12 protein-coding genes are annotated in these 14,017 nt (G+C 43.8%); 10 read left to right on the forward strand and 2 right to left on the reverse strand.

Annotated features, from left to right (window positions below):
- Positions 1-96 precede the first annotated feature (96 nt).
- The 3 genes from J6836_RS20315 to J6836_RS20325 are packed head-to-tail and all read left to right on the forward strand — an operon-like array spanning position 97 to position 3,675.
- A complete protein-coding gene (locus J6836_RS20315; protein WP_219245634.1) occupies positions 97-1,224 on the forward strand; it encodes an aromatic ring-hydroxylating oxygenase subunit alpha in 1,128 nt (375 codons plus the stop codon).
- 32 nt (positions 1,225-1,256) lie between these two features.
- On the forward strand, positions 1,257-2,705 hold the full coding sequence (locus tag J6836_RS20320) for an NAD-dependent succinate-semialdehyde dehydrogenase (RefSeq protein ID WP_219245635.1): 1,449 nt from the start codon (positions 1,257-1,259) through the stop codon (positions 2,703-2,705).
- Between the two features lie 16 nt (positions 2,706-2,721).
- Positions 2,722-3,675, forward strand: a complete 954-nt coding sequence (locus J6836_RS20325; protein WP_219245636.1) for a PDR/VanB family oxidoreductase — start codon at positions 2,722-2,724, stop codon at positions 3,673-3,675.
- A gap of 35 nt (positions 3,676-3,710) precedes the next feature.
- Here J6836_RS20325 and J6836_RS20330 read toward each other — a convergent pair whose 3' ends face one another.
- Together J6836_RS20330 and J6836_RS20335 are read right to left on the reverse strand one after the other, a co-directional pair.
- Positions 3,711-4,619 carry a helix-turn-helix domain-containing protein gene (locus J6836_RS20330; RefSeq protein WP_255586274.1) on the reverse strand — a complete coding sequence of 303 codons (909 nt, stop codon included), beginning with the start codon at positions 4,617-4,619 and terminating at the stop codon, positions 3,711-3,713.
- Complete coding sequence (locus J6836_RS20335; RefSeq protein ID WP_219245637.1) at positions 4,616-5,563, reverse strand: LysR substrate-binding domain-containing protein; 948 nt, start codon at positions 5,561-5,563, stop codon at positions 4,616-4,618. The genes J6836_RS20330 and J6836_RS20335 overlap by 4 nt, the downstream gene beginning before the upstream one ends.
- A gap of 101 nt (positions 5,564-5,664) precedes the next feature.
- Here J6836_RS20335 and J6836_RS20340 point away from each other — a divergent pair, with 101 nt between their 5' ends.
- From J6836_RS20340 to deoC, 7 genes are all read left to right on the forward strand, one after another.
- Complete coding sequence (locus J6836_RS20340) at positions 5,665-6,729, forward strand: tartrate dehydrogenase (RefSeq protein ID WP_219245638.1); 1,065 nt, start codon at positions 5,665-5,667, stop codon at positions 6,727-6,729.
- A gap of 202 nt (positions 6,730-6,931) precedes the next feature.
- Positions 6,932-8,521 carry a peptide chain release factor 3 gene (gene prfC, locus J6836_RS20345; protein ID WP_219245639.1) on the forward strand — a complete coding sequence of 530 codons (1,590 nt, stop codon included), beginning with the start codon at positions 6,932-6,934 and terminating at the stop codon, positions 8,519-8,521.
- A gap of 197 nt (positions 8,522-8,718) precedes the next feature.
- Entirely contained in the window at positions 8,719-9,129 is a 411-nt protein-coding gene (locus J6836_RS20350; protein WP_219245640.1) for a BON domain-containing protein, read from the forward strand.
- A 129-nt stretch (positions 9,130-9,258) separates the two neighbouring features.
- Entirely contained in the window at positions 9,259-10,344 is a 1,086-nt protein-coding gene (locus tag J6836_RS20355) for a patatin-like phospholipase family protein (RefSeq protein ID WP_219245641.1), read from the forward strand.
- A complete protein-coding gene (locus J6836_RS20360) occupies positions 10,337-11,122 on the forward strand; it encodes a TatD family hydrolase (RefSeq protein WP_255586275.1) in 786 nt (261 codons plus the stop codon). The genes J6836_RS20355 and J6836_RS20360 overlap by 8 nt, the downstream gene beginning before the upstream one ends.
- Positions 11,123-11,425: 303 nt before the next feature.
- Positions 11,426-12,709, forward strand: coding sequence for a NupC/NupG family nucleoside CNT transporter (locus J6836_RS20365; RefSeq protein WP_219249570.1), 1,284 nt, complete (start codon positions 11,426-11,428; stop codon positions 12,707-12,709).
- 496 nt (positions 12,710-13,205) lie between these two features.
- Positions 13,206-13,985, forward strand: a complete 780-nt coding sequence (deoC, locus tag J6836_RS20370; RefSeq protein WP_219245643.1) for a deoxyribose-phosphate aldolase — start codon at positions 13,206-13,208, stop codon at positions 13,983-13,985.
- Positions 13,986-14,017: the final 32 nt, after the last annotated feature.

A 14,017-nucleotide genomic window follows, 5' to 3' on the forward strand; every position in this document is an offset into this window, starting at 1 on the left:
GAATGTTGCCCAATATTTTGTTTGATCATTTATGCGATCTTCGTTAACATCTGTGCAAAAGATGTTAACTATAAGTTTACATAAGTGAGGGCAATTATGAGCAATGCAGCAAAAGTCATTTCGATTAATGATCACCTTGATATTGATAACGCATGGACAATCCCTGCACGTTATTACACATCTAATGATATTTTTGAATATGAAAAAGAAAAAATCTTTGCTAACTCATGGGTTTGCGTTGCCCATATTAGTGAAGTTAAAGAAAAAAATTCCTATATCACCCGTGAATTAATTGGCGAAAGCTTAGTGATTGTACGCGGTCGTGATGATGTCCTACGTGGTTTTTATAACGTATGCCCTCACCGTGGGCACCAATTAATTAGTGGTGACAGCGGTAAAGTTAAAAATGTGATTACCTGCCCTTACCATGCGTGGGCGTTCAAACTCGATGGTCAGTTAGCCCATGCGACAAACTGTGAAAACGTGAATAACTTTGAGTCTGATGCGATGTCACTAAGCAGCTTCCATGTGACTGAACATGCAGGGTTTATTTATGTGAATATGACGGTGGGTGAGCCACAGCCGATTGAAGAACAACTGCCAGGCCTAGCTGAAAAAATGCAAGAAGCCTGCGCGGTGATTGGCGATTTAAAACTGGCAGCGCGTTTTGTTAGCCGTACACCAGCAAACTGGAAAACAATCGTTGATAACTATATTGAATGTTATCACTGCCCAACAAACCACGTCAGTTTCGCCAGCTCTGTAGATGTGAATGTTTACGAACATCAACTTCTGGATAATTGGACGGTACAAATTGGTAAAGCCAAGCCATCTGATTCCTCCTATCAGTTTGATGAATCAGTTTTAGACCCGCGCTTCTTTGGTTTTTGGATTTGGCCAAGCACTATGTTCAACATGCCGCCGGGTGGGGATTTTATGACCGTTATTTATGAATTTCCAGTGAGCGCAGGGGAGACTTTGCAGCACTATGATATTTATTTCCTTAATGAAGAGCTGACGGAATATCAGAAAAACTTAGTGGAATGGTATCGCACTGTGTTCCGCCCAGAAGATTTGCGTTTAGTTGAAAGTGTTCAAAAAGGGCTGAGATCCCGTGGCTATCGTGGCCAAGGACGCATTATGGCGGATAGGCAGCGCAGTGGGATCAGTGAGCATGGCGTGGCACACTTCCACAAAATTGTTGCTGGCGCACATACTGAATAATTTTTGAATAATCACCAAAGGAGTCGTCACACATGCAGACAGTCACTCACCCAACGCTTTTTCGCCAGTCTTGTTATATTAACGGGCAATGGGTTGATTCAGATAAAAAAATTCCTGTGACTAACCCTGCTGACCAATCTGTGCTGGGAAATATTCCCAGCCTAACGGCAGCGCAAGTGGATGAGGCGATTGAACAGGCTCACCGAGCAATGGAAGGTTGGAAACAACTGACCGCGAAGACCCGTTCAATCATTTTACGCCGTTGGTTTGAGCTGATCGAAGCCAATGTCGACGATCTCGGCCTTATCATGACCCTTGAGCAAGGCAAGCCGCTACATGAAGCCAAAGGGGAAATCCGCTATGCGGCTTCTTTTATTGAATGGTTTGCGGAGGAAGGTAAGCGCGCGTATGGGGAAACTATCCCTCAAACCGTTGGCAGTAACCGCATTTCAACAATAAAACAGCCGATTGGTGTCTGTAGCGCTATCACTCCGTGGAATTTTCCTGCGGCGATGATCACGCGTAAGGCGGCACCGGCTTTGGCGGCAGGGTGCAGCATTATTATTAAACCCGCGACAGAAACACCTTTTACTGCTCTCGCATTAGCGCAGCTGGCGGATGAAGCCGGTATTCCAGCAGGGATATTTAACGTCATCACTGGGGATTCTCGAATTGTAGGTGAACGGCTGACAAAACATGCGCTTATCAGTAAGTTTTCATTTACAGGTTCAACACAAGTCGGCCGTGTGCTATCGGAACAATGTGCCTCAACCATCAAGAAAACGTCACTAGAGCTTGGCGGAAATGCGCCGTTTATTGTCTTCGAGGATGCCGATATTGATAAAGCGGTGACCAGTGCAGTTCAAGCGAAATTTCGCAATGGTGGGCAAACCTGCGTCTGCGTTAACCGTTTCTACCTTCATGATGCTATTTTCGACGAATTTAAGACCAAATTTGTTGCAGAAGTCGCCAAGTTGAAAGTTGGGAATGGGGTGGATGTTGGTACAGATATCGGGCCGATGATTACCACTAAAGCTATTGATGGCATGAATGCACTATTACAAGACGCATTGGCAAAAGGTGCAAAACAGCTGGTATTGGGTAATGAAATCAAAGAGCAAGGCCATTTTTTCAATCCAAAAGTGCTGGTGGATGTTGATGATTCAATGGATATCGTGCATGAAGAAATCTTTGGCCCTATTGCAACATTGATCCGCTTTAAGGATGAAAATGAAGTTATTACGCGAGCAAACAATACGATTTATGGGCTAGCGGCTTACTTCTTCTCCCGTGATGTGAACCGTGTCTATCGTGTTGCTGAAAAATTGCAAAGTGGCATGGTGGGGATCAACACAGGGTTGATTTCTAATGAAGTGGCGCCATTCGGTGGCGTTAAGCAATCAGGGCTCGGAAAAGAAGGGTCTCGATATGGCATCGAAGACTACTTAAGTATCAAATACCTGTGCTTAGATATCGGCTAATAAGAGGGAAACGGTGATGAGCCAAGAAAAAATTGCAGTGAATGTCAGCCGAATTGAACAGGTTAGCTCAACGATTAAAATGTTCGAATTTGTCGCCCAAGAGGGCAGTTTCTTGCCTTTTAGTGCTGGTAGCCATGTCACCGTGCATATGGGGGAGCAAACGGGGTTACAGCGTGCTTATTCGCTGATTAGCGACCCAAAACACGGTGGTAGTTACTGTATTTCAGTTTTGCGCGATGAAAACTCGAAAGGCGGATCGGCATTTATGCATGAGCAGCTGTCTGTTGGTGATTGTATCCATCTTTCACCTGCTCAAAATTTCTTTTCCCTTGAACAAGATAGCCAGTGCAAGCACTTGCTAATTGCAGGGGGAATTGGCATCACACCGTTTTTGTCTTATTTATATGAATTAGAGCAAGGCGGCATGGACTTCGAGTTGCATTATTGCTTTCGTGATGCGAAAACCGCTGCGTTTATCGAACATTTACAAGAACGTATCGGCTCGCGCTTGCATCTTTATGATGGTAGCCAAGGGCAAAGGATGCCTGTTGAGCAGTTAATTCAGTCCCAGCCCTCATCAAGTCATGTGTATGTGTGTGGCCCGCAATCATTAATTAATACGGTGATTGAAAAAGGGAATCAACATCTTGGAGAATCACACGTCCATTTTGAAAACTTTGGTGAGGTTGCCAGTGAAGGGGAATCTTTCGAAGTTCACTTTCAGCGCTCAGGCTTTAGCCTAGAAGTTGGCAAAGACATGTCTATTTTACAGGTTATCGAAGCAGATAAGCGCATTAATGTGGAATGTTTATGCCGCAATGGGGTTTGTGGAACCTGCGAAACGGCGATCCTTGAAGGTGAAGCGGATCATCGCGACCATTATTTAGACGATGATGAAAAAGCGGTGCAAAAAACCATGATGCTGTGTGTTTCTCGGGCGAAAAGTAAACGCTTAGTGCTTGATTTATAAACCACTCACCCCACTGTAACATGTGGGGTAAATCATTAAGCTTGTTTGAGTTCAAACATCAAAAACGGTTGGTTTTCATCATTAACGTGTTGATATGCAGTGATTTGCTTATCTTGGAAAACAATTTGCCCGCGACCCGCTTGGCATACGTCTTCTAGCCAAGTTTTGTGGTTAATCACGAGTTGGTACAATAAACGTTGTAGTTCGAGGTAGTCAATTTCAGTGGATTGATTATGTAAATTACTGGCGAGAATTTCCCCCGCTTTATCTGTGAAAACGACTAAGTGGTTGAAGTGGGAAAGTAAAACATCAAAGTAGGATTTGATTTTTCGCAGACGTAATTCGTTATTTTTACGTTCGGTATTATCAAGACTGATCCCAACTAATTTCGTCACTTTGCCATTTGGACCTTTAACGCCTGTTGCGCGGGAGGTGATCCAACGGTATTCGCCTTCCCAGTTAATTTTAAAATCCATTTCGTGAGCACCACCTTCACGAATGATTTTTGAGTAACCATTCACCAACTTTTCTTTGGATTCAGGCGTCATTAAAGCCCAAAAATCTTCGTTGGTCGTGATTTTAATGCCATAAACGGCTTCGACGTTATCTGAGTAGTTTAATTCGCCAGTGAGCAAATCCCATTCCCACGTCACAATATCGGCAGACTCTTGCAGATGTACTTCGTTGATGTTGCGCATGACACCTGCATTGGTGACAGTAATTTGGTTATTGGTGTATTCGCCGTATTTTAACCAAATTTTATCGACATCCAGTAACGTGGCGAGCTTATCAAGGTTGTCTTCGTCAATCATACCGCCTTTTGTCCACTTGTTGACGGCGGTTCGAGAGACACCAAGGACTTGTGCGGCCTTAAGTTGGCTCATTTTCTTTTGCTTGAGCAGCTTTAATAAACGTTCTTTGAATGTCTCTGTCTCTGTTATCAATTGCTATCTACCTTTACTGAAGGTTTTGCCATAAATCCATTTTGCAAATGGGCCGTAAGGTACTGCTCGAGGTTTTCAATGAAAACTCTAAGATTAGCACTTGTTCGAATACTTCTCGAATAAACGGCATAAACATCGGCGGTTTGGTACCATTCTGGGAGGACGCGCACGAGCTGTCCCGATTCTAACTCGGGTAAGACGCTCCATAAGGAGCGCAGTAGAATGCCTTCCCCGCTTAAGCACCACTGTTTAGCAACTTCACCATTATTCACGGTGAGCTTGCTATTAGGGGTAACGGTCATATTCTCTTGGTTTTGCGCTAGCTTCCATACCGCAGGTGCTTGGTTGCGTTCTTTAATGGCAATACAAAAATGCTTTTGCTCAAGCTCTTGTGGGTATTTCGGGTAGCCATTTTTTTCTAAATAACGGGGCGCTGCACAAAGTATGCGCTGGTTTGTTGCGATACGCCGTGCAATAAATTGATCGGAGATAGTGCCGCCAATACAAATATCCACATCAATGTTTTCATTGATAATATCGACGGATTTATCCGTTAACGTGAGGTCGATAGCCAATAAAGGGTATTGAGCGCGTAATGACAGGATAAATGGGTTGATATAGGTGCTGCCAAACCCTGTGCTGCAACTGATCCGCAGTGAACCACGGATTTCTTCGCGACAGGCGTTGAGCGCTTCTTGCATGTGCTCAAGTTCCGCTAACATCAATTCGCTACTGCGTAGAATAATTTGCCCTTCATGGGTCAGCTTGATCGAGCGAGCACTTCGAAAAAATAGCGTTTGCCCTAGGTTTTCTTCCAACAATTTGATCCGCTTAGAAATATACGCGGGTGAAACCAATAGCTGCGCTGCCGCTTGAGAAAAACTCATTAAACGGGCGACGGTGACAAAAACACGAATGTCCTCTAACGCAGGAAGCTTGTTCATAGTTTGTAAACCTAAGGATTACAGTTCATGTCTATACTTTATCACAGCAATCCCTAAACTGGAGAAAAACACACCTAATTCATTTATCAGAGGTTTTCACCATGTCACAATTCAACATAGCGGTTATTCCGGGGGATGGTATTGGTACGGAAGTGATCCCAGAAGGGTTAAAAGTTTTAGCTGCCGCCGCCAGTAAACACAATGTAAAACTCAACTTTACACATTTTGATTGGTCATGTGAAACCTACCATCGCACTGGGCGCATGATGCCTGAAGATGGCTTAGAACAATTGAAAAAGTTTGATGCGATTTTCCTGGGGGCAGTAGGCTTCCCAGGTGTACCTGACCATATTTCGTTATGGGGTTTATTGTTGCCGATTCGCCGTGCATTTAACCAATATGTTAACCTGCGCCCAGTTCGTTTATTTGAAGGGATTAAATGCCCTCTAGCAGATAAAAAACCAGGGGATATTGATTTTTATGTGGTGCGTGAAAACGTGGAAGGGGAATATTCCGCCATTGGCGGGATTCAATATGAAGGCACGGAAGATGAAATGGTGCTACAACAAAGTATTTTTACCCGTAAAGGTACAGATCGTATTTTAAAATATGCGTTTGAATTAGCGCAAACTCGTGAGAAAAAACACCTGAGCTCTGCCACTAAATCTAATGGATTATTCCACTCCATGCCGTATTGGGATAGCCGTGTGGCTGAGATGGCTAAGTCCTACCCAGAGATCAAAGTCGATCAATTCCACATTGACATTTTTGCAGCAAATTTAGTGCGCATGCCTGAATTTTACGATGTGATTGTTGGGTCAAATTTATTTGGTGATATTTTGTCTGATTTAGGCCCTGCTTGTACGGGAACCATTGCGATTGCACCGTCTGCCAATATCAACCCAGAAAAAGAGTTTCCATCCATGTTTGAGCCTGTACATGGCTCAGCGCCAGACATTGCAGGGCAAAATATTGCTAATCCAATAGGCACTATTTGGGCGGCAGCGATGATGATGCAACACTTAGGTTGCCCTGAAATGCACGATAGCATTATGGCTGCGGTGGAAACAGCGATTAAAGAGCGCCGCCATTTGACGCGTGATATGGGCGGAAATGCGAGCACTCAGGCGTTAGGCGATGAAATCACTCAATTGATTTTGGCCTAATATGTTCGTTATTTAAGCCATTTCTACGTTACATCGGGGTATTGTTTTCGCCGTACCTCGATGCTTTGATTGTTAATACCCCCAAGATCTGCGAAAATATCCACCAATTATGTTTAACAACACGGATTTGCACCGCGAAGTGCCACATTGAGCCAAGCCGCGTGCCGCTATAAATCTGTATTCAGACGAAAAGAACGGTTAAATGACAGATCAGAATTTTCTACAGGAAGTTAGCACGCGTAGAACGTTTGCTATCATCTCTCACCCCGATGCGGGTAAAACCACGATTACAGAAAAAGTATTGCTGTTTGGGCACGCTATCCAACGTGCAGGTACAGTAAAAGGCCGTGGCTCAAATCAACATGCAAAATCCGACTGGATGGAAATGGAAAAGCAACGTGGTATTTCTATTACTACGTCTGTGATGCAGTTTCCGTACAATGATTGCTTAGTTAACCTACTCGATACCCCGGGGCACGAAGACTTCTCGGAAGATACGTATCGTACATTAACCGCGGTTGACTGCTGTTTGATGGTCATCGACTCCGGTAAAGGGGTTGAGGATCGTACCCGTAAATTGATGGAAGTTACCCGTCTGCGCGATACGCCAATCCTGACTTTCATGAATAAACTTGACCGTGATATTCGTGACCCAATGGAGCTGCTGGATGAAGTGGAAAATGAGCTGAAAATTGCTTGTTGCCCAATCACTTGGCCTATTGGTTGCGGTAAATTATTCAAAGGTGTTTATCATTTACTGCGTGACGAAACCATCCTTTACCAAACAGGTCAAGGTCATACAATTCAAGAAGTCCGTATTATCAAAGGGTTAAATAACCCTGATCTGGACGTTGCAGTGGGTGATGAGCTGGCAGCGCAATTACGTGATGAATTAGAGCTAGTTCAAGGTGCTTCTCACGAATTTGACCATGATGCCTTCTTAGAAGGTGAGCTGACGCCTGTTTTCTTCGGTACTGCATTAGGTAACTTTGGTGTTGACCATATGCTAGATGGCTTAGTGGAGTGGGCACCGGCGCCGCAAGCTCGCAAAACTGACGTACGTGAAGTTGAAGCCACAGAAGAAAAATTCACGGGCTTTGTCTTTAAAATTCAAGCCAATATGGACCCGAAACACCGTGACCGCGTTGCGTTCATGCGTATTGTTTCAGGCACGTATGAAAAAGGCATGAAGTTACGTCAAGTTCGTATCAAAAAAGACGTGGTGATTTCCGATGCATTGACCTTTATGGCGGGGGATCGTTCTCAGGTCGAAAACGCCTACGCAGGGGACATCATTGGTCTGCACAACCATGGAACCATCCAAATTGGTGATACGTTCACGCAAGGTGAAGAACTGAAATTTACGGGCATTCCGAATTTTGCACCAGAACTGTTCCGTCGTATTCGTTTACGTGACCCACTGAAGCAAAAACAGCTGCTTAAAGGGCTGGTTCAGTTATCTGAAGAAGGCGCTGTGCAGGTGTTCCGTCCATTAACCAATAACGATTTAATCGTGGGTGCGGTGGGAGTGCTGCAGTTTGATGTGGTGGTTTCGCGTCTGAAAAGCGAATACAACGTTGAAGCAATTTATGAAGCGGTTAACGTTTCTACGGCACGTTGGGTTGAGTGCGATGATGCGAAGAAATTCGAAGAATTTAAGCGCAAAAATGAGCAAAACTTAGCCCTTGATGGTGGTGATAACTTATCGTATATCGCCCCAACGATGGTGAATCTCAATTTGACCAGCGAACGTTACCCAGACGTTCGATTCCGTAAAACGCGCGAACACTAATCTTGTTTTTAACCCGCTATTTCATTATGAAGTAGCGGGTTGTCTCTTCCTAATGCTCCTTTTAAGAGCCTTTCCCTGTCTTTAAAACTATTTCATCAAGAATATTCTGTCTTTACCCTTGAAGCTCTTTATTTTTTCCATTTTTTTACTTAGGCTAGTAATGTTGACTCATCCACCACAGTGAAAGGAAGGTTCTTATGAAAAAGGCAATACTATTAAGTAGTTTAACTGCTATTGGACTGAGCTTTGTACTCACTGCATGCAGCTCATCATCAGATAGTGCGCTAAAAAAACAAGCCTCTGAAACGTGGGATAGCGCGGCAAAAACTGTTGAAATGGCGGGTAAAGATACAGGTAATGCGATTTCTAGCGGTGCAAAAAGTACAGGCGAATACGTTGATGATTCAGCAATTACTGCGGATGTGAAAGGTAAGTTACTGGGTACCAAAGGAATTTCCAGTAATAGCGTATCTGTAAAAACCGTTAACGGTGTGGTCTACCTTTCCGGTTTCGTAAAATCTGCGGATCAAATCGATAAAATTACGCAGGTTGCTTCCCGCGTTAATGGTGTGAAATCTGTGCAAAATGGATTAGTGCTTGCTAACTAATCTGTAAGAAATGTCTCAATAGCCCAAATTGTTGAATATTTATTGTACAATTTCGCTAGGATGAGCTTTCAAAGGGAAGCTCATTCTGTTTTTGAGTCCATTAAAGCGTTCAAGCTATTCAGGGATATTATGGGAAAACACGTTTCAGTTACTTTAGGCACCATTGAGCCGCTCGCATTTTTAGATAATATCAACTCGGGAAAGACCGCACTGATTTGTGAAGGTGGCGGGCAGCGAGGGATTTTTACTGCGGGTGTACTGGACGAGTTTCTGATTTCTGACTTTAATCCATTCGATTTAATGATTGGCACCTCCGCAGGAGCGCAAAATTTATCTGCTTATATTTGTGGGCAAGCAGGTTATGCACGCCGTGTGATCACCCGCTATACCACCAATTCTGCGTTTTTTAATCCACTGCGTTTTATCCGTGGTGGTCACCTCATTGACCTAGACTGGCTGATAGAAACCACGGCAAAAGAATTTCCTTTACGAATTGAAGCAGGGCTGGATTTATTGGATTCAGGCCGTGAATTTTATATGGGCGCTAGCCGTAGTGATGATTTTTCCGCTGAATTTTTACAACCTGATGCAGACACTTGGCTGGATATTATTCGCGCATCGAGTGCCATTCCTGGGTTCTACCGCGAAGGGGTTGAGTTTGATGGTACGCGATACCATGATGGCGGCATTAGCGCGGCAATTCCGGTTGAAGAAGCCTACCGACGCGGGGCTGAAACTATTGTCGTGATCCGCACAGTACCCTCCCAAATGTATTTCACCCCTGAATGGGTGAAAAGAATGACACGCTGGCTGGAGGGGGATAATAACGGGCTACAACGTATGGCGGCGATGCTGAAAGTACACTTGAAAAGCTACCGCAAAACACAAGAATTCATTGAAAACCCACCTAAAGATGTGCAGGTTTTCGAAATTTACCCGCCTGTTCCGCTGAAAAGCAGTGCGCTGGGCAGTAAAGTCTCTTCGTTAAATGAAGACTATCACACCGGACGACGTTGTGGGCGTTACTTTATTGCTGCACTTGGCGCAGGGTTTAATCAGAACGAAAATAGTTTCAGCCAAACTTTAGCGCGTAAGATAGAACGCAATCCCCTTGAGATTGATATTGAGCCTTCAGAGCAAAATACACTAGTGCCTGAAGTGCTCGCCGAGGCGCCTTCAATCATATTGCCAGTGAATGAAAATCGTAATGGATAAAACACAATTTATTGATACACATTGCCATTTTGATTTTCCACCTTTTAGTGACGACTTCACTGAAAGTTTACACCTTGCAAAACAAAGTGGCGTAGAACAGATTGTTATCCCAACAGTGAGTTTAGACAACTTTGCTCGCGTGTGGCAATTAGCGCAGCAATACTCGCAATTGCATGCCGCGATGGGGTTTCATCCTCTGTATATCAGTCAGTATCAAGACGCACACTTTGATGTGTTAGTAGATTACCTTGCGCAAAAAAATAAAAAGTGTGTCGCGGTGGGGGAAATAGGCCTCGATTTATACATGCAAAATCCTCAATTTGAGCGCCAACAGCAATTGTTAATCGCACAACTTAAACTGGCTAAACAATTCGATTTACCCGTGATCCTGCATTCACGTAAAACTCATGATCCGCTAGCCGCAATACTGCGCCGTATTGATGTGCCTGCTCGGGGGGTGGTACATGGCTTCGCAGGGAGCCTATCCCAAGCACAAGCCTTTGTTAAATTAGGTTATTATATTGGTGTGGGGGGAACGATAACCTATGATCGTGCGAATAAAACTCGCCATGTGATGTCGCAATTGCCACTTTCCTCATTATTGTTTGAAACCGATGCGCCAGATATGCCTGTTTCAGGCTTTCAGGGTGAGCCCAATCGACCAGAGCGTATTGAGTGGGTTTTTCGTTCATTTTGTGAGCTTCGCCACGAATCTCCAGAAGAAATCGCCCAACAACTTTACAATAATAGCCTGTCGTTATTTAATCTGACAAAGTAAAAACAGTTAAAACAATAAGTAATGCTTATATAAATCTGTTTCCTACCTGATTTAATCCATTCAGCTTTTACCATGACATATGACACCTTTAGTCTCTTTCCAGATAAAACCGACTTATTTTTGTGATTTTTATCACGCTATTTGAATTTTCAGTGTTTCTTGCACCTCGTATTTGTGATGAACATTGCGGGTTATTGGTGATGACTAGGTATAATCATGACACAAAGAGTCAAGGAGACTTACACGTTTCCTTATATATCAACCTAGAATCAAGTGAACAGGGATCCTTCCATGCAACTCATTATGAGTATTATAGGAATGGCGGTACTCATCGCGATAGCTGTCCTATTTTCGAGCAATCGCCGAGCGATAAGACTTCGCACTGTGGGCGGTGCTTTTATTATTCAATTAGCAATTGGCGCATTAGTTTTATACGTACCTGCTGGGCGCAGCGTACTGCAAGGAATATCTGATGGCGTCTCTAAAGTCATCGGTTATGGCCAAGATGGTATGAGCTTTATTTTTGGCGGCTTAGTGTCCGACAAAATGTTCGAATTATTTGGTGGCGGCGGCTTTATCTTTGCTTTTCGCGTTCTGCCTATTATCGTGTTTTTCTCATCGTTGATCGCTGTACTTTATTACCTAGGTATCATGCAGTTAGTCATCAAGGTCTTAGGTGGCGGTCTGCAAAAAGTGCTAGGAACTTCAAGAACAGAGTCACTGTCTGCAACCGCAAATATTTTCGTTGGGCAAACCGAAGCTCCTCTGGTTGTACGTCCTTACATTGCAACCATGACCACCTCTGAATTGTTTGCGATTATGTGTGGTGGTTTAGCATCAGTGGCGGGTTCTGTGTTAGCGGGTTATGCACAAATGGGCGTACCAATGGAATACCTGATTGCAGCATCATTTATGGCGGCTCCAGGTGGTCTGTTATTCGCAAAACTGATGGTACCTGAAACAGAAGATGCGCGTGATAGAGTCAACGCGACTGATTTAGTTGCCGAAGACGAACGCCCTGCAAACATTATTGATGCCGCAGCAGCAGGTGCTTCATCAGGTATGCAATTAGCTCTGAATGTCGGGGCTATGTTATTAGCATTCATCGCATTGATTGCATTAATCAATGGTATTTTAGGTGGTATCGGTGGCTGGTTCGATTACCCTCAGTTGTCTCTTGAACTGTTATTAGGTTGGTTATTTGCGCCGATTGCGTACTTAATTGGTGTGCCATGGAGCGAAGCGACTATCGCCGGTTCATTCATCGGCCAAAAAATTGTTGTAAATGAATTTGTTGCATTCATGAACTTTGGTGAATATATGAAGGCGGATGCAGAGGTTATCGCAGCAGGTAAGCAAGTGCTGTCTGATCATACTAAAGCGATTATTTCATTTGCATTGTGCGGTTTCGCAAACTTATCATCCGTGGCAATTTTGCTGGGTGGTTTAGGCGGAATGGCACCAAATCGCCGTGGCGATGTCGCGCGTTTAGGGATGAAAGCGGTAATGGCAGGGACACTCTCTAACTTAATGAGTGCGACCATTGCAGGCTTCTTCTTGACCTTGGGTGCCGCTGCGTTAGCATAAAAGTATTGCGTAGAATTATAAGCGGGTTTATCAAACCTGTTCACGATAAAAGCGAAAGGGCGTTGCTCTTTCGCTTTTATTTTTATCGTTTATATTCATTTGCTATCTTTTATGTTCAACGGCAAAATTTCAACTATTCTTAACTTAGTCAATTAATGATTGTCTAAGGTTAGAAAAGCCATTTGAGTGAATAAATTAACAGATAGATCGGGTATAATGAGATCTTATTCACATAATTATATTTAATAATGTAACATTCAGTCGATTAATGTGATTTGTAGCACATAAAATGACGCTGTTCCATGGTCAAATAGACACTAGTAAGCTGCTAATGGAACTGCTAGTTCTCAGAGTCAAATGGCTCTAGGGCATCGTGCGGTGAGAAGGAACTCAGCTGCTCAGTTCGGAAGCATCCGGCTGGCATCTTTAAGGAACCAAGCCCGCTCGCCAACAAAGAACGTGTCGTTCTGAAGAATTAATAACGTTGGAGAGTTATATGACTGATTTAAAAGCAGCCGCACAACGCGCGCTGACCCTGATGGATTTAACCACATTAAATGATGACGACACTGATGCAAAAGTGATTGCATTATGCCATCAAGCCAAAAGCCCTGCTGGCAACACAGCGGCAATTTGTATCTACCCTCGTTTCATTCCAATTGCGCGCAAAACACTGCGTGAGCAAGGTACTCCTGACGTTCGCATCGCGACTGTAACCAACTTCCCACACGGTAATGATGATATTGACATCGCATTAGCAGAAACCAAAGCGGCTATCGCTTATGGCGCGGATGAAGTTGACGTTGTATTCCCATACCGTGCGCTGATCGCAGGCAATGAACAAATTGGTTTTGATTTAGTGAAAGCGTGTAAAGACGCGTGTGCTGCTGCCAATGTACTACTGAAAGTGATCATTGAAACGGGTGAATTAAAAGATGCTGCGTTAATTCGTAAAGCGTCTGAAATTTCAATTAAAGCGGGTGCTGACTTTATCAAAACCTCAACAGGTAAAGTACCCGTTAATGCAACATTAGAAAGCGCAGAAATCATGATGCAAGTTATCAGTGATATGGGCGTTGCAAAAACCGTTGGTTTCAAACCTGCGGGTGGCGTCCGTACTGCGGAAGAAGCTGCCGATTACTTAGCATTAGCAGGCCGAATTTTAGGTGACAATTGGGCTGATAGCCGCCACTTCCGTTTTGGCGCATCAAGCTTATTAGCAAATTTATTAAACACGCTGGGTTACGACGTTAAAAAGTCAAGCAGCAGTTATTAATTTTCGCATTATTGTTAGCCGATAAATTCGAC

The sequence above is a fragment of the Providencia sp. R33 genome (assembly GCF_019343475.1).
In the GTDB taxonomy this organism is placed as follows: domain Bacteria; phylum Pseudomonadota; class Gammaproteobacteria; order Enterobacterales; family Enterobacteriaceae; genus Providencia.

Coding starts and splice junctions, on each gene's coding strand:
- J6836_RS20320 (WP_219245635.1), top strand. CDS start 1,257: ATGCAGACAGTCACTCACCCAACGCTTTTTCGCCAGTCTTGTTATATT.
- J6836_RS20360 (WP_255586275.1), top strand. CDS start 10,337: ATGGATAAAACACAATTTATTGATACACATTGCCATTTTGATTTTCCA.
- prfC (WP_219245639.1), top strand. CDS start 6,932: ATGACAGATCAGAATTTTCTACAGGAAGTTAGCACGCGTAGAACGTTT.
- J6836_RS20355 (WP_219245641.1), top strand. CDS start 9,259: ATGGGAAAACACGTTTCAGTTACTTTAGGCACCATTGAGCCGCTCGCA.
- J6836_RS20340 (WP_219245638.1), top strand. CDS start 5,665: ATGTCACAATTCAACATAGCGGTTATTCCGGGGGATGGTATTGGTACG.
- J6836_RS20350 (WP_219245640.1), top strand. CDS start 8,719: ATGAAAAAGGCAATACTATTAAGTAGTTTAACTGCTATTGGACTGAGC.
- J6836_RS20325 (WP_219245636.1), top strand. CDS start 2,722: ATGAGCCAAGAAAAAATTGCAGTGAATGTCAGCCGAATTGAACAGGTT.
- J6836_RS20365 (WP_219249570.1), top strand. CDS start 11,426: ATGAGTATTATAGGAATGGCGGTACTCATCGCGATAGCTGTCCTATTT.
- deoC (WP_219245643.1), top strand. CDS start 13,206: ATGACTGATTTAAAAGCAGCCGCACAACGCGCGCTGACCCTGATGGAT.
- J6836_RS20335 (WP_219245637.1), bottom strand. CDS start 5,563: ATGAACAAGCTTCCTGCGTTAGAGGACATTCGTGTTTTTGTCACCGTC.
- J6836_RS20315 (WP_219245634.1), top strand. CDS start 97: ATGAGCAATGCAGCAAAAGTCATTTCGATTAATGATCACCTTGATATT.